At 68.4% G+C, this 13,910-nt stretch carries 15 protein-coding genes; 10 read left to right on the top strand and 5 right to left on the bottom strand.

Annotated features, from left to right (window positions below; all coding sequences use genetic code 11):
• The first annotated feature begins 67 nt into the window (after positions 1–67).
• The 6 genes from NL115_RS16975 to NL115_RS16950 all read left to right on the top strand — a co-directional run bounded on the left by NL115_RS16975 (position 68) and on the right by NL115_RS16950 (position 6,406).
• Positions 68–1,438 (top strand): ABC transporter substrate-binding protein, encoded by a 1,371-nt coding sequence (locus NL115_RS16975; protein WP_254830514.1) that lies wholly within the window; start codon positions 68–70, stop codon positions 1,436–1,438.
• A gap of 1 nt (position 1,439) precedes the next feature.
• Positions 1,440–2,294, top strand: coding sequence for an ABC transporter ATP-binding protein (locus tag NL115_RS16970; protein WP_254830513.1), 855 nt, complete (start codon positions 1,440–1,442; stop codon positions 2,292–2,294).
• The gene (locus NL115_RS16965; protein WP_254830512.1) at positions 2,291–2,989 is read left to right on the top strand and encodes an ABC transporter ATP-binding protein; all 699 of its coding nucleotides are present in this window, start codon (positions 2,291–2,293) and stop codon (positions 2,987–2,989) included. Before NL115_RS16970 ends, NL115_RS16965 begins: the two co-directional genes overlap by 4 nt.
• Positions 2,986–4,047 carry a branched-chain amino acid ABC transporter permease gene (locus NL115_RS16960; RefSeq protein WP_254830511.1) on the top strand — a complete coding sequence of 354 codons (1,062 nt, stop codon included), beginning with the start codon at positions 2,986–2,988 and terminating at the stop codon, positions 4,045–4,047. The genes NL115_RS16965 and NL115_RS16960 overlap by 4 nt, the downstream gene beginning before the upstream one ends.
• A 271-nt stretch (positions 4,048–4,318) precedes the next feature.
• The gene (locus NL115_RS16955) at positions 4,319–5,440 is read left to right on the top strand and encodes a branched-chain amino acid ABC transporter permease (RefSeq protein ID WP_254833105.1); all 1,122 of its coding nucleotides are present in this window, start codon (positions 4,319–4,321) and stop codon (positions 5,438–5,440) included.
• An 84-nt stretch (positions 5,441–5,524) separates the two neighbouring features.
• Complete coding sequence (locus tag NL115_RS16950) at positions 5,525–6,406, top strand: 3-hydroxyacyl-CoA dehydrogenase family protein (protein ID WP_254830510.1); 882 nt, start codon at positions 5,525–5,527, stop codon at positions 6,404–6,406.
• A gap of 23 nt (positions 6,407–6,429) precedes the next feature.
• Here the strand turns inward: NL115_RS16950 and NL115_RS16945 are convergent, their stop codons facing one another.
• Positions 6,430–6,663 carry a SelT/SelW/SelH family protein gene (locus tag NL115_RS16945; protein ID WP_254830509.1) on the bottom strand — a complete coding sequence of 78 codons (234 nt, stop codon included), beginning with the start codon at positions 6,661–6,663 and terminating at the stop codon, positions 6,430–6,432.
• Positions 6,664–6,839: 176 nt separating this feature from the next.
• On the opposite strand from NL115_RS16945, the gene NL115_RS16940 reads away from it, so the two are divergent.
• Positions 6,840–7,076, top strand: a complete 237-nt coding sequence (locus NL115_RS16940) for a YgaP family membrane protein (protein WP_350355326.1) — start codon at positions 6,840–6,842, stop codon at positions 7,074–7,076.
• Between the two features lie 97 nt (positions 7,077–7,173).
• Here the strand turns inward: NL115_RS16940 and NL115_RS16935 are convergent, their stop codons facing one another.
• Together NL115_RS16935 and NL115_RS16930 are read right to left on the bottom strand one after the other, a co-directional pair.
• A complete protein-coding gene (locus NL115_RS16935) occupies positions 7,174–7,866 on the bottom strand; it encodes a DUF7546 family protein (RefSeq protein ID WP_254830507.1) in 693 nt (230 codons plus the stop codon).
• Positions 7,867–7,948: 82 nt separating this feature from the next.
• Positions 7,949–9,397, bottom strand: a complete 1,449-nt coding sequence (locus tag NL115_RS16930; RefSeq protein ID WP_434084000.1) for a heme o synthase — start codon at positions 9,395–9,397, stop codon at positions 7,949–7,951.
• Positions 9,398–9,492: 95 nt separating this feature from the next.
• On the opposite strand from NL115_RS16930, the gene coxB reads away from it, so the two are divergent.
• A complete protein-coding gene (gene coxB, locus NL115_RS16925; protein WP_254830505.1) occupies positions 9,493–10,374 on the top strand; it encodes a cytochrome c oxidase subunit II in 882 nt (293 codons plus the stop codon).
• 204 nt (positions 10,375–10,578) lie between these two features.
• On the opposite strand, the gene NL115_RS16920 is transcribed toward coxB, so the two are convergent.
• Entirely contained in the window at positions 10,579–10,845 is a 267-nt protein-coding gene (locus NL115_RS16920; RefSeq protein ID WP_254830504.1) for a DUF7410 domain-containing protein, read from the bottom strand.
• Between the two features lie 3 nt (positions 10,846–10,848).
• Positions 10,849–12,243, bottom strand: coding sequence for a hypothetical protein (locus NL115_RS16915; RefSeq protein ID WP_254830503.1), 1,395 nt, complete (start codon positions 12,241–12,243; stop codon positions 10,849–10,851).
• Between the two features lie 122 nt (positions 12,244–12,365).
• Here NL115_RS16915 and NL115_RS16910 point away from each other — a divergent pair, with 122 nt between their 5' ends.
• A complete protein-coding gene (locus NL115_RS16910) occupies positions 12,366–13,235 on the top strand; it encodes a cytochrome c oxidase subunit 3 (RefSeq protein WP_254830502.1) in 870 nt (289 codons plus the stop codon).
• Between the two features lie 112 nt (positions 13,236–13,347).
• Positions 13,348–13,860: a DUF7541 family protein gene (locus NL115_RS16905; RefSeq protein WP_254830501.1), complete on the top strand. Its 513-nt coding sequence runs from the start codon at positions 13,348–13,350 to the stop codon at positions 13,858–13,860.
• Positions 13,861–13,910: the final 50 nt, after the last annotated feature.

Raw genomic sequence — 13,910 nt, 5'->3', positions numbered from 1 at the left:
CTGGCCGGCACGTTCATATGTTAACCCGGGGAGCGAAGCCCGTGCGTTCGTACTATCGGGTAGTGCCATGGAACGACAACGACTCACACGACGCAAGGCGCTGGCTGGACTGGCAGCGGCAGGTATCGGCGGCCTCGCCGGCTGCACCGGCGACGGCGGTGGAGACGGCGGCGGGGGCGATGGCGGGGACGGGTCCGTGAGCGGAACCGTCAAGATTGGCGTCCTCCAGCCCCTCTCCGGGAGCCTCAAGTACTACGGCCAGCAGGCCATGTACGGCTTCTACCAGGGGCTCAACTACAAGGGTGACGAGCAGTTCACCCCCGAGGCCTCGACCGGGACGAAGACGACCACCATCGGCGACGTGGACTACGAACTCATCGTCCGCGACACCGAACTGAAGGCCGACACCGCACAGTCCGCAGCCCAGGACCTCGTGAAGAACGAGAGCGTGGACCTGCTGTTCGGCTGTACCTCGTCGTCATCGGCCAGCCGCGTGGCGACGACGGTCTCGAAGCAGGCGAACGTCCCGACGCTGCTGGGCCCCGCCGCGTCGGCGGACATCACGGCCAACAGCGAGACCTGCGGCGCGCCCGTGTTCCGCACCAGCGAGAACACCGCGATGGACGCCCGCTCGGGTGGGAAGTACGTCGCCGACAACACCGACGTCTCGAAGGTGTACCTGTTCGGTGCGGACTACTCGTTCGGGAAGGCCGTCGTCAACAACTACCGGACGGTTCTGGAGGCCAACGGTGTCGAAATCGTGGGCGAGAAGTTCTTCCCGCGGGGGTACAAAGAGTGGCAGGGCCCTCTCGATAACGCCGAGAGCGAGGGTGCCGAGGGAATCGTCGCCGGGTTCACCGTGCAAACGCTGCCGGCGCTGTTCACCTCCTTCCTCAACGGCGACTACTCGTACAAAGTGTTCGGCGGGTTCGCCACGCAAATCACGACCGGCATCGTGGGGCAGACACTCCAGAAGGAGCTGGGCAAGCCCCTGACGAAGGAGAAGCTAGCGAACGCCAACCTTGGCCCATTCACCACGCGCTACCACTGGAACCAGTACGACAACGAGATCAACAGCGCGTTCGTCGACAGCTACACGAGCGCCTACGGCATCGTCCCGGACCTGTTCACCTCGGGAACGTTCACCGCCTCCTCGGCCATCGTCCAGGCCGTCGAAGCCGGCGGCTCGACGGAAGGGGCAGATATCCAGGCCCAACTGACCGGGATGACGGTTGCGGACACGCCGAAGGGGCAGGACGCCTACACCTTCCAGGAGTACAACAACCAGGCCCGCTCGGCGATGACCATCGCGAGCATGGTGCCCAACGACAACGGGAACTGGGACGCCGCCATCAAACCCAGTGACCCGGTCCAGACCATCCCCGCGGGCGAGACCACCATCCCGAAGGACAGCCCGGAGATGGGCTGCTCGCTGTAGTATGAGCGTCTTGCGGACAACGGGCCTCACCAAACGATTCGGCGGCCTCACGGCGGTCGACGACGTGGACTTCGAGTTGGCCGAGGACGAACTTTGCTCGCTCATCGGGCCGAACGGCGCCGGCAAGACCACGTTCTTCGACCTGCTGACGGGGGCACTGGAGCCGACGGCCGGACGTGTCGAACTCGCGGCCGACGGCGCCGGCGAGAGCGAGGCGAGCGGTAGTGTCGGCTGGGTCGACATGACCGACGACCCGCTCCACGCGACCGCCCAGCGCGGCCTCCACCGCTCGTATCAGGTGACCAACGTCTTCCCGACGAGTACCGTGCTCGAGAACGTTCGCGTGGCCGCGCAGGCACACGGGACGGACTCCTTCCATGGCTGGCGCAACGTCAACAGCTTCGAGCCCTACCTCGAGGAGGCCTCCGCTATCCTCGACCGTGTCGGGCTCGCGGCGAAGGCCGAGGAGCCGGCGGATACGCTGAGCCACGGCGAGAAGCGCCAACTGGAGGTCGGCGTCGCCCTCGCGGGCGATCCGGACGTACTCCTGCTCGACGAACCCAACGCGGGCGTCTCCAGCGAGTCCGTCGACGACATCATCGCACTGATCGAGGACGTGGCCGCCGACCACGCCGTCCTGCTGGTCGAGCACAACATGGACATCGTGATGAACGTCTCCGACCGTATCGTCGTGCTCAACCGCGGCGAGGTCATCGCCGACGGGCCGCCGGAGTCGGTCCGCGACGACCCTGCCGTGCAGGAGGCCTACCTGGGCGGCTACGAACCCGGGGACCTCGACGACGATGATGGGGCGGCGGACCCCACCACGGAAGCCGACGGAGGTGGGTCCGAGTGAGTCTGCTCGAGGTCGAGGACATCCACACCTACTACGGCGAGAGTCACATCCTCGAGGATGTCTCGCTGGAGGTCAAGGACGGTGAGGTCGTGGCACTCATCGGGCGCAACGGCGTGGGCAAGACCACGACCCTCCGGTCGGTGCTCCAGCTGACCGCCCCGCGCTCGGGGAGTATCACCTACCGCGGCGAGGAACTGGTCGGCAAGCGGACCCACGAGGTGGCCGACCTCGGGGTCGGGTGGATTCCGGAGGAACGCCGCGTCTTCTCGCAGCTCTCGGTCACGGAGAACATCCGCGTCGCGGTGCCGAAAGGCGGCGACGTGGCGGCGGCACTGGAGCTGACGTTCGACACGTTCCCGGCACTCGCCGAGCGGAGCGAGGCCAACGCGGGCGCGCTCTCCGGCGGGCAACAGCAGATGCTCGCCATCGCCCGCGGCCTCGTCGGAGAGAACGACCTGCTCCTCATCGACGAGCCCAGCGAGGGGCTTGCCCCGCAGATCGTCTCCGACGTGGCCGAGGCTGTCCAGAGCGCCGCCCGCGAGGCCACTGTGCTACTGGTCGAACAGAACCTCCCGCTCGCGATGGACCTCGCCGACCGCTTCTACCTGCTCGACAACGGGCAGGTCGTCGAGGACGGTGAGGCCGTGAGCGGTGTCACCGACGACGAGCGCATCCGGAGGTATCTCAGCGCATGAGCGCCCTCCTCGCCGTGCTGTCGGCCCTCCCGGCGCTGGTCGCGGACCTCGCCACGCTCCCGCTGGTGTCGTATGTCGACACGCTCGGGCAGTTCCTCCGGCCGTCGACGCTCGTCGGCGTGTTCGTCCGGGGCCTCTCGAAGTCCGCCATCTACGTGATGATCGCCAGCGGCCTCACCCTCGTCTTCGGCTTGATGGGCGTGCTCAACTTCGCCCACGGCTCGCTGACGATGATCGGTGCGTATCTCGGCGGCCTGGTGATGGTGCTCGCGGTGACCGGTGCCAGCGGGACCGTCTCCCGGTTCGCGTTCTTCCTGGTCGCGGTACTGCTCGTGTTCGGGGCACTCTCGGCGCTGGGTGGCGTCATCGAGGTCGGGCTCATCCGGCCGCTGTACGACCGTCCGCCCATCTACCAGATACTGCTGACGTTCGGCGTGACGCTGGTGCTCGATGAACTCGTGCGCATCGTGACGCTGTTCTACGGCCTCCAGCCCATCTCGGAGTGGCAGGCCGCACTCGGTACCAAACCCGAACCGCTCACGGCGACCATCAGGCTCGGGTCGACCACGGTGAGCGGTCTCGCGCTGTTCGAAATCCTGTTCGGCGTCGTCACCGTCGCTGCGGTGTGGGCGTTCCTGACCCGGACGCGCTACGGACTGGTCGTCCGTGCGGGCAGCGAGGACAGTGAGATGACCGAAGCGCTGGGCATCGACGTTCGTCGGGTGTTCACGACCGTCTTCGCGCTCGGGACCGGCATCGCCGGTATCGCCGGCGCGCTACTGATGTGGGACCCCGTCTGGGGGGCCAGCGTCCCGCTCGCCGCGGAGACGCTCCTGCCGGCGTTCGTGGTCGTCATCGTCGGCGGCCTCGGCACCTTCCGGGGGACGGTCGTCGCGGCGCTCATCGTCGGGATGGTCGACGCCGTGACGACCTGGTGGTTCGTCAACGCCATCGAGTTCACCGGCCTTCCGGAGATGTTCATCTTCCTCATCCTCGTGGTCACGCTCGTCGTCCGGCCACAGGGCCTGTTCGGCGTCGCGGAGGTGGGGGGCCATTAGCGACCCCGACCGCGCGCCGGACGAGGCGAGCGACGCGCCGGGGGCGACCCGTGGCGACGGCGGCGAACCCGTCGACGGCACGGCGACCGCGACCGACTCCGACGAGGGGGAGACGGACCCGCCCGCAGCCATCGACCTCGGCCCGGAGCGGGCCTGGTGGCGGCAGTACGCCGAGGAACACGTCGCACATCTCGTCGTCATCGTGCTGCTGGGGCTCTATCCGCTCCTCCACAGCGCGCTGGTCGCCTCACCCGTCGGTGCGGAGGCGGTGATGCTCCTGCCGGACGTGGAGACGATGACTGCGGTGCTGTACTTCGGGCTGTTCGCGATGAGCTTCGACTTCATATCGGGCTACACGGGCTACCTGTCGTTCGGTCACGCGGTGTTCTACGGCACCGGCGCGTACTTCGTCATCGTGGCGGCGAACGGGAAGCTCCCGCTCGTCCCCCACACGACGCCGTTCCTGCTGTTGCTGGTGCTGGGTGGCCTGCTCGCGACGGTGCTGGCGCTGGTCATCGGCGTCGTCTCCTTCCGCCTCAGCGGCGTCTACTTCGCGATGGTCACGCTGGGCGTTTCGCAGGTCGTCTACGTGCTCGTCCGTGACTGGGGCTTCCTCGCCTCCAACCCGCGAGACGGGCCGTTCGTCGTCGGCCCCGAGGGCGCCACCGCACCCATCTTCAGCGTCGGCGTGCCGTTCGTTGACCCGCTCAACCTCGACATCGGGGTCCTCACCGGCGACTCGGTGGTGCTGGGCCCGCTCTCGCTGGGGTCGACCGAGGTGTCGTTCTACATGGTCGGCCTGGTCGTGCTGGTGTGTTACTTCGCGCTCCAGCGGCTCGTCCACTCACCCTTCGGACGGGTGCTCGTCGCCATCCGCGAGAACGAGGAGCGCGCCCGCGCCATCGGCTACGACACGTTCCGGTACAAGCTGGCCGCGTTCGCCGTCAGCGGGTTCTTCGCGGCCGTGGCCGGCGGCCTGTTCGCCGGCTTCCGGCGCTCGGCCTCACCGGACAACGCCTTCTTCTTCCTCGTCACCGGCGACGCGCTACTGGCGGCCATCATCGGCGGCTTCGGCACCCTCGCTGGCCCGCTGTTCGGGCGCCTGCTGGACGAGACCGTCCGGGAGTTCCTCTCGAAGGAGGGCGCCGGCGGCGGCCTCCTCCCCTACCTCCGGGATACGCTCCCCGAGTCCGTCCTGACGACTGACATCGCGGGGCTGACCGTGCAGGGCGCCATCGAGACGTTCCTCAACGGGCACGCTAGCCTCTACATCGGGCTGGTGTTCGTCGCGTTCGTCCTGTTCGTTCCCGGCGGCCTCCTGGGGAGCGTCCGGGAACGGCTCGGTGGCCCCATCGCGAAGCAGGTGGCGGCCCGCATCCGCGGCGAGGACTGAGCCGGGTCGTGATTCACCCGGTCTCCCCGCCCGTCGCCTGCCGGGCAACCCACGCTTATATCGCCGGCCGTCGAGGACCCGGACATGAGCGAACAAGCCGAGTTCCGCGGCCTCGACGACGTCGAGACGGTGGGCGTCGTCGGCGCGGGCACGATGGGTAACGGTATCGCACAGGTGAGCGCCACCGCGGGCTACGACGTTATCATGCGCGACGTGGAGTCGGCGTTCGTCGAGCGCGGCCTCGACGCCATCGACGACTCGCTCTCGCGTCTCGTCGGGAAGGACGCCCTGACCGACGAGGAAGCCAACCTCGCCCGCGACCGTATCACCGGGACCACCGACCTCGCCGACCTCGCCGCCGCCGACCTCGTCGTCGAGGCCGCGCCCGAGGAGATGGACCTCAAGCGCGACGTGTTCGCCGACCTCGAAGCGGTGACCGACGAGGATGTTGTCCTCGCCACGAACACCTCCACCCTGTCGGTGACGACCATCGCCGCGGCCACCGACCGCGCGAACCTCGTACTGGGCCTGCACTTCATGAACCCCGTCCCGCTGATGGAGGGTGTCGAGCTGGTCGTCGGCGAGCGCACCGACGATGCCGTCGTCACGTTCGCGCACGACTTCGCCGAGTCGCTCGGCAAGGAGACCTGGGAGGCCGACGACAAGCCGGGATTCGTCTCGAACCGCATCCTGATGCCCTGGATAAACGAGGGCGTCCGGGCGTACGACGAGGGGGTCGCCACGAAGGCGGACATCGACCGGGGGATGAAACTCGGGACGAACGTGCCGATGGGCCCGCTCGAACTGGCCGACCACATCGGGCTGGACGTCTGCCTGCACGCTACCGAGACGCTCCACGAGGAACTGGGCGACCGCTACACGCCAGCGTACCTGCTCAAGCGGAAGGTCGAGGCCGGCGACCTGGGGAAGAAGACCGGGCGCGGGTTCTACGAGTACGACGACTGAGCCCCGGCGTGGGTGCCGGGGACCTATCGGACCCGCTCGCGCACCCGTCGGACGACCTCGTCCGGGTCGTAGTCCTCGTCGGCGACATCGAAGACCCGCTCACCGTCGACGCGAACGACGAACACGCCGCCGTCGCCGGTGACGAGCGCGACGCGGTCCAGTTGCTCGCGGAAGGTACTCAACAGGAGGTGCTGGAGGTCGGCCGCTCGTTCGAGGTGGCCACAGGGGACGCAGTACTCGATCTCGACGCTGGTCATATCCGCGGTTGTCGCGCGAGCGGTTTGTGGGTGTCGACCCCACGGAGTTGTTCGAACCCCACATTCGAGGGCTCGCAGGGAACGAGAAGTGGCCTGGCTATGGCTCCAGATAGCCGAGAACTAGCTCGTATCTTTTTGTCACCTGCTACCGAAGTGCGCTTCAGGTGCAAGATACCATGGAGAAGAACGTCGGTGGATACGACCGAATCGCGCGGCTCGTCGTCGGGCCGATACTGCTCATCGTCGGTGTGGCGGTCCTCGGGGGCTTCCTCTCGATAGCCAGCGGCACGACAGCGACGGCCATCGGCGTCGTCGCGGCCCTCGTCGGGGCCATCCTGCTCGTCACGGGGGCGACACAGACCTGCCCACTCAACTCGATTCTGGGCGTCGACACGTTCAGAACAGCGAGATAGACTTCGGAATTCTATTCATATTCCGCCATCTCCATTCTTGTCGGACACGTCTTGAGATTCGTGCCGAGCTCTACAGTATATCTCGTTGATAACGGAGTTACACCGACTGCCGAAGTGCTCGCAGGTCGGCCATCGTCGGCCGCCAGACCAGCAGGACGACGGTGACGACGAAGACCACCGAGGAGAGGAGGTATGACTGGGTGTAGGCCGCTGCCGCCACCGCGCTCGTGCTCCCGACGAAGCCCGAGACGATGCCCGCGATGACCGGGAGCGTGCAGGAGACACACGAGAACAGCCCCAGCACGCCGCCCACGACCGAGGACGCCGTGTCCAGAACCGTCGCGTAGACGAGGTAGGCAAGCGAGAGATAGCCGACCAGTTTGAACGGGAGGAGCGCGAACTGGACTACCGACCCCCCGTAGATGACGGCTGGGCCCCAGCCCGGCGGGATGGACTCGAAGGCCACGCGAAGCCCCGTCGCGGGGCCGGCGCTCGGACCGTACAGTCCCCCGAAATAGCCCAGGACGAGGAGGTAGCCGCCGGCGAGGAGGCCAGCGCCCAGGCGCTGGCGCATCGTACCGGCCGCGGGGGAGACCCGGAGGACCCCCCAGAGCGCCGCGTTGATCCAGACGAACGGGACCAGATAGAAGACCGGTCGGGTGATGATCGGTGTCTCCACGAGGAGGTACGCCAGCAGAATCAGCAGTTCGGTGTTGAGCACGACCGCCCACCAGACGGCTGTCTCGCGGCTCGGCCGGAGCGCCGCGAGTCGTGCCTCGATGGTACTCATCACCCTCGCGTTGCATCCGGAGTGGCTTCAACGGCACGTGTCATCGGTGCCGCGACCCCTGCCCGGAACCGGACCGGGGTCATCACACGACCAGCGCGTCGACGACGATGGCCAGCAGCAGCGCGCCGAGGTACGCGTTGGACGCGTGGAACGCGCGGAAGGCGGCGCCCTCGGAGCGCTCGTAGTGGAGTCGGACGACGGCGACGAGGAAGACGGCCCCGAGCGCGACCGTCGTGGCGGCGTAGAGCCAGCCCAGGGTCGTCAGCTCCGCGAGGACCGTCGCGGCGAGCAGCGTCGCCGCGAGGTACAGCAGGATGTGCTTGTGGGTGACCGTCTCCCCGCGGACGACCGGCAGCATCGGGAAGCCACCGCGCTCGTAGTCGTCACGGTAGGCCAGCGCGAGGTTGTAGAAGTGCGCGGGCGTCCAGAGGAAGATGACACCCGCCAGAGTGAGCCCCGGGAGCCCGATATCGCCGGTGACGGCGGCCCAGCCGATGAGCGCCGGGAGTGCGCCCGCCGCGCCGCCGATGACGGTGTTCTGGACGGTGTTGGGCTTGAGGACGAGTGTGTAGATGACCGAGTAGAACACGATGGCTGCGAGGCCGAGCGCCGCCGCGAGGAGGTTCACCGACAGGAAGGCGCCCAGTGCGGCCACGGTGAGGAGGCCGCCGAAGGCGAGCGCGTTCCGGACCGGGACCTCGTGGGTGGCCACCGGGCGGTCGGCGGTGCGCTCCATCCGCTTGTCGATGTCGCGTTCGAGGACGTGGTTGTACGTCCCCGAGGCGCCGATAGCGAGGACGCCGCCGCCGAGCGTCGCCGTGACGACAGGGACCGAGAGGCTGCCGGGCGTCGTCGTGGCTGCGAGGGCCATCCCGGCGGAGGCGACGAGGCAGAGCAGCCACATCAGCCGCGGCTTCATCAGCTGGACGTACGCACCGACGACCGCGCGGAGATGGGCGACTCCGGAGAGTGACGGCCGGGACGACTCGGCCGCCGCGTCGACCGGCTTCGGCCGTTCGAGGTCGTCCGGGTCCCGGACGGCCGACGTGTCGTCGGTTCCCGTCTCGGCCTCGAGGTGCCACGCCAGCGCCAGGACGAGCGCGCCGAAGATAGTCATGCCGACCAGCAGGTGTCCGTTCGAGACGAGCGGGCCGGCGCCACGGGTGGCGACGAGGGCCCCCACCGACACCTGCACAGGGAACAGCGCGAGCGCGGCGAGGAGCGCGGCCGTCACCCGCCGGTCGGCGTCGGCCCGGACCCCGACGACGGCCGTCACGAGGACGAGGGCGCCCACGAGCGTCGCCACGGCCCGGTGCCCGAGTGCGACCAGTACGGCGGGCTCGGAGAGGTCGGCCCCGGCACAGCCGGGCCACGAGGAGCAGGCCCGTGCGGCCTCGGCCAGCGCCGCGGTCGCCCCCACGACCACCAGCAGGTAGACGCCGAGGACAGATGCGGCCAGCAGGGCCGTCAGCCGGGATTCGCCGCCGGTCCCGAGAACGGCGCGTGGGTTGGAGAGGGACACGGATACCACTTCTCTAGGTCTTGCCGCCCGGGGACTTAGCACCCACGCTTTTCGCGTGACGGCGAGTCGGCAGGTTCTTACACGGCAGTTCCTAACCCGGGGATATGAACCTCAGGCGCGCCGTCCTGCGGGCCGCTGTCGGGGTCGCGCTCCTCGCCCTTCTCGGTGCGATGCCCGTCGCGGCACAGCCGTCCGTCAACATCGAGCTGATAGACAACCTAAACGAGAAGCTCCTGTACGTCGCCATCCCCATCACGGTGCTGGTAGAGGCCATCCTCTTCTACACCGTCTACAAGTACAAGGACAACGACGACCCCAAGCCCACCCAGGAGAACCGCCGGCTGGAGATCACCTGGACCGTCGCCACGGCCATCATCCTCCTGTTCGTCGGCTTCGCATCCTATCAGGTGCTCGGCAACGTCGCCATCGGCGGTGTCACCGCGGCCACCGTCGACGACCCGGAGGTCGCCCAGCAGAACGCCGAGGTGACCCACTACGACGGCAAGGGTGCCTACATGCCTGCCGCATCCGACCTGCCCGGTGAGGGCGACCCCGTCCAGGTGGAGGTGGTCGCGAAGAAGTACTTCTGGACGTACAACTACACCACCGACGGCGGACAGGTATCCACGACCGGGACGATGGTCATCCCCGAGAACCGGCCCGTCGTGATGCACGTCACGTCCACGGACTGGCTCCACGCGGTCCACGTCCCGAAGCTGGGACTGAAACAGGACGCCTTCCCCGGCCACTACAACACCATCGCCACGGCGGTCACGCTCCCCGAGGGACAGGACGAGCAGTCCTACCAGCTCTACTGTGCGGAGTACTGTGGCTCCGGCCACTCCGGGATGCTCGGCAAGGTCCGCGTCGTCTCCGAGGAGCAGTACGAGCAGTGGAAGCAGGACCAGCTGAGCGGTGACTCGTCGGCCGATGTCGAGCCGAATCCCCGCGAGAACCTCGCTGTAGTTTCGGGCGGCGCGGCCTGAATCGGCGGCTGCGACTCTCCTCGTTCGTTCCGGGTCGCCTCGTTTCGCGACAGCGTTCGCCTCGCTCACACGATTACAGTGTGGGAGGGGAACGCTCCGACGTAGCAACACGAGTCCCGCAGTCCCGGGGCGCAGGACGAGAACCGGCGTGGGGGTCCGGCCGGTTCGTTCAATCGCCCGGCCCCCCACCGAACGCACCCGGCTTCACAGAGAGAACGCGTACACCAGCAGGAAGCCGAAGTAGATGAACACCAGTGCGGCGAGCGCCTGCAGCCGGAACATCCGGAGTTCCTCCTCCTCCTCCTCGCGTGCTGCTTCGTAGGCCGCGCGCTCGGCATCAGTCAGTTCGTCCCCGTGTGCCTGCCCGCGGTGGAGCGCGAGGTACGACTCGCGGTGGAACCGTCGGTCACAGGAGGGGCAGTCGTGGGGCGGGTCATCGTCGGTCGTGTCGGTGGGGGTGGTACCGGACATGGTTCAGACGAACGGCGGCGCGGCGTACGGTCGGCTGACGATCCACAGCGAGGTCATCGTGTAGAACACCATCACCGCGGTGAGCGCGTACTGACTGCGGACGGCCTGCATACGCGAGGGGAACAGGTCGTACGCGACGGCGTGGGCCACCCAGATGGCTCCCAGATGCCCCAGAAGGACGAATCCGAGCGACACCGCGGAGAACCACGTCGGGAGGACGATCGCCACGGGCGCACCTGGCGCGAGCGGCGCCGTGAGCGCCCCCAGTAGCGCGGGCGAGAGCTCGACGAAGTAGCCGAGGTAGTGGGCGACGTGGTAACCGGCGGCGATGGCGAGCAGGGACGGGGCGAACCGCCGAGCCAGCTCCGCGCGGTCGCGGTAGGACTCGGCACTCCGGCGGCCGCGGGCGATGGCATAGCGATAGAGCACGAGGAACAGCCCGAACCCGGCCAGCAGCGCGGCCGGGTAGAGCAGGGCGGCGGGAACACCGAGGTCGACGACGGCCCCCGCGAACGTGCGCCACGGCGGGGTCGCGACGAGGCCGTCGTACGTCGTGACCCACAGCAGTGCAACGACGAACGCCACGTCGCTCCGGTCGCGGACGAGACCGGCGTCCTCCAGCCCCGTGCCAGGGATTCGGACGCTAAGCGAGCCGTCCTCGTCGCGGTAGAGCGGCGCGACGGCACCGTAGGCCGCAAAGACACGGGCGACGGGGTCGACGCGCTCGAACCAGACCGGTCCGACCGTGTACGCGCCCACGAGCGTGACGAGCGTGTACGCGCCGACCACGCCCGCGAGGAGGCGCGGGTCGTCGGCGAGCGGGCTCACCACCTCGAGCCAGACGAACCCAAGCAGGCCGAGGACCGCCGGCCACGACGCCAGCCGGTCGGGATACGAGACGGCCGGTGCCGGGAGCCGCTCACGGAGGTCGAGCGCGACCCGCCACGGGTTCAGCGCCGGCCAGGAGTCCCCGACGAGGTAGGTCGTCATCGTGTATCCAGCCCACCAGCCGACCCAGACGACCAGCACCGCGAGGTTACGGAGCGGGTCCGCGGGACCGAGCGTCCCGACGACGAGAACCGCGCCGAGGCCGACGAGCCCCACCAGCCGCGCGGCGACCGTGAGCCCCCTGCGGAGGCCGGCCGGAAGGCCGAGGGGCCGCCGCCGGTCGTGGACCGACCGGATGAAGTCGCGGTCCGTGACGAAGCTGGTGAGGAGGAAGCTGACGCCGACGGCGCCACCGCCTGTCGAGAGGAACAGCCAGAGCGGGATGGCCAGCGAGCGGGCGGGTTCCGACCGGAGGCTGCCGCCGTGAGCGGCCACACGGCCGACCAGTGCGAGCGTGAGGCTCGCGAGGAGGAGCGATGCGCCGGCCGTCCGGAGTCGCGCGTGTCGCATCTGCCCGGCCTACGGCCACGCGATACCTGTGCCTTCCGACACACGCGCGGCGTGGCCGGCGACGGCCGCCCGCCGCCGCGCGGATGGATGCGTTTTTGTGAGTCCAACGGTGACGACACAGTATGGCAATCGAAGAAGCGGAGGACCACGGCCACGATGGGGGCCACGGTCACCACCTGCCGGCGGTGGAGGACTGGCCCAAGGGGTTCGGCGAGGCCTCCTGGTGGCCGTTCATCACCGCACTCGGCGCGGCGGGCTTCTACATCGGCGCATCGTTGTACGTCATCGCCACGCGAACCGACCTCCTCGGTATCGCTGTCGGGCCCGCGTTCTTCGTCGCGAGCACCTTCGTCTTCCTGGCCGGTCTGTACGGCTGGGTCTACCACGCCTTCGTCAAGGCCTACTGGGACGGAGAGGGACACAGCCGCGGCCTGAAGTTCGCGATGGTGCTGTTCCTCGGGAGCGAGGTCGCGACCTTCGGTGCCGGCTTCGTCTACTACTTCTTCATCCGCACGTCGGCCTGGGACAACCTCCCACATCTCGTCGAGAGCGGGAACATCCTGGGGAGCCTCGTCATCATCAACACCATCATCCTGGTCATCTCCTCGATCACGCTCCACTACGCCCACATCGCGCTCCACAAGGGCAAGCGCAAGCAGTTCATCCGCCTGCTCGGCGTGACGCTCCTGCTGGGTGTCGTCTTCATCGGCGGGCAGGTCTACGAGTACTACGAGTTCATCGTGCACGAGGGCTTCACCATCACCGAGGGCGCCTACGCCTCCGCGTTCTACGGCCTGACGGGGCTGCACGGCCTCCACGTCAGCCTGGGCGCGGTCCTGCTGGGCATCGTCTTCGTCCGTGCGCTGTACGGCCAGTACGACGCCGGACACGACACCTCGGTCTCGACGGTCTCGATGTACTGGCACTTCGTCGACGTGGTCTGGGTCTTCCTCGTCGTGGTGCTGTACGCGGGCGCCATCGTCCTCGGCTGAACCGTCACCGATCACTTCGTCGGCTGAACCGTCACCAACCGCTCGTTGTTCCTCGATACTTCCTCCCGACGGCTACCGACGGCCATTTGAGCACCGCGTCCCTCGACACCGTATGGACGAGCGTTCGTCGCAGGAATCGTCGGCCTTCACCGGTACGGATGTCGACGACGCGCCCGAGCCACGGTCCACCGACGCCCCCGACCCACGCCCGACCCCGGACGGCACCGAGGACGGGCCGACGCGGGTGAGCGCGTGGCCGCTGGTCGTGGCGCTCGGACTGACAGTCTCGGAGGTCGGGGTCTTCATGGGCGTCTACCCGCTCGCCGTGGGCGGCCTCGTGCTGTTTGTCGCCAGCGTGGCCGGCATCACACACGAGGCCGGCTACACCGACCGGCCGTGGCGGCTGGCCGGCGCGCTCGGGGTCGCGCTGGTCGCCGTCGGGGTCTGGATGGTAGCCACGCAGGTCCCGCTGGCGGTCGGCCCCATCCTGACCGCCGTCGAACAGGCCGACGGAATCGTGCTCCGCGGGTTCTCGGTGGTCGGCGCCGGCCTCATCGCCACGGTCGGTGCGGTCGTCGTCTCGGCGATGGGGAGCGGCGGCGGCACCGAGGCCTTCCCGGCCTGAGCGCAGCGAGCGTGTGCGGGGAACCGCCCCGCGGCGAAAGGAAAGGTTGT

The organism is Haloglomus salinum (genome assembly GCF_024298825.1).
GTDB lineage: Archaea > Halobacteriota > Halobacteria > Halobacteriales > Haloarculaceae > Haloglomus > Haloglomus salinum.
This window is presented reverse-complemented; position numbering and strand designations above follow the sequence as displayed.

Bases quoted from the DNA above. Each gene is read 5' to 3' on its own strand.
- NL115_RS16970 (WP_254830513.1), top strand. From the start codon at position 1,440: ATGAGCGTCTTGCGGACAACGGGCCTCACCAAACGATTCGGCGGCCTC.
- coxB (WP_254830505.1), top strand. From the start codon at position 9,493: ATGAACCTCAGGCGCGCCGTCCTGCGGGCCGCTGTCGGGGTCGCGCTC.
- NL115_RS16960 (WP_254830511.1), top strand. From the start codon at position 2,986: ATGAGCGCCCTCCTCGCCGTGCTGTCGGCCCTCCCGGCGCTGGTCGCG.
- NL115_RS16905 (WP_254830501.1), top strand. From the start codon at position 13,348: ATGGACGAGCGTTCGTCGCAGGAATCGTCGGCCTTCACCGGTACGGAT.
- NL115_RS16920 (WP_254830504.1), bottom strand. From the start codon at position 10,845: ATGTCCGGTACCACCCCCACCGACACGACCGACGATGACCCGCCCCAC.
- NL115_RS16935 (WP_254830507.1), bottom strand. From the start codon at position 7,866: ATGAGTACCATCGAGGCACGACTCGCGGCGCTCCGGCCGAGCCGCGAG.
- NL115_RS16910 (WP_254830502.1), top strand. From the start codon at position 12,366: ATGGCAATCGAAGAAGCGGAGGACCACGGCCACGATGGGGGCCACGGT.
- NL115_RS16940 (WP_350355326.1), top strand. From the start codon at position 6,840: ATGGAGAAGAACGTCGGTGGATACGACCGAATCGCGCGGCTCGTCGTC.
- NL115_RS16915 (WP_254830503.1), bottom strand. From the start codon at position 12,243: ATGCGACACGCGCGACTCCGGACGGCCGGCGCATCGCTCCTCCTCGCG.
- NL115_RS16945 (WP_254830509.1), bottom strand. From the start codon at position 6,663: ATGACCAGCGTCGAGATCGAGTACTGCGTCCCCTGTGGCCACCTCGAA.
- NL115_RS16950 (WP_254830510.1), top strand. From the start codon at position 5,525: ATGAGCGAACAAGCCGAGTTCCGCGGCCTCGACGACGTCGAGACGGTG.
- NL115_RS16975 (WP_254830514.1), top strand. From the start codon at position 68: ATGGAACGACAACGACTCACACGACGCAAGGCGCTGGCTGGACTGGCA.
- NL115_RS16955 (WP_254833105.1), top strand. From the start codon at position 4,319: ATGCTCCTGCCGGACGTGGAGACGATGACTGCGGTGCTGTACTTCGGG.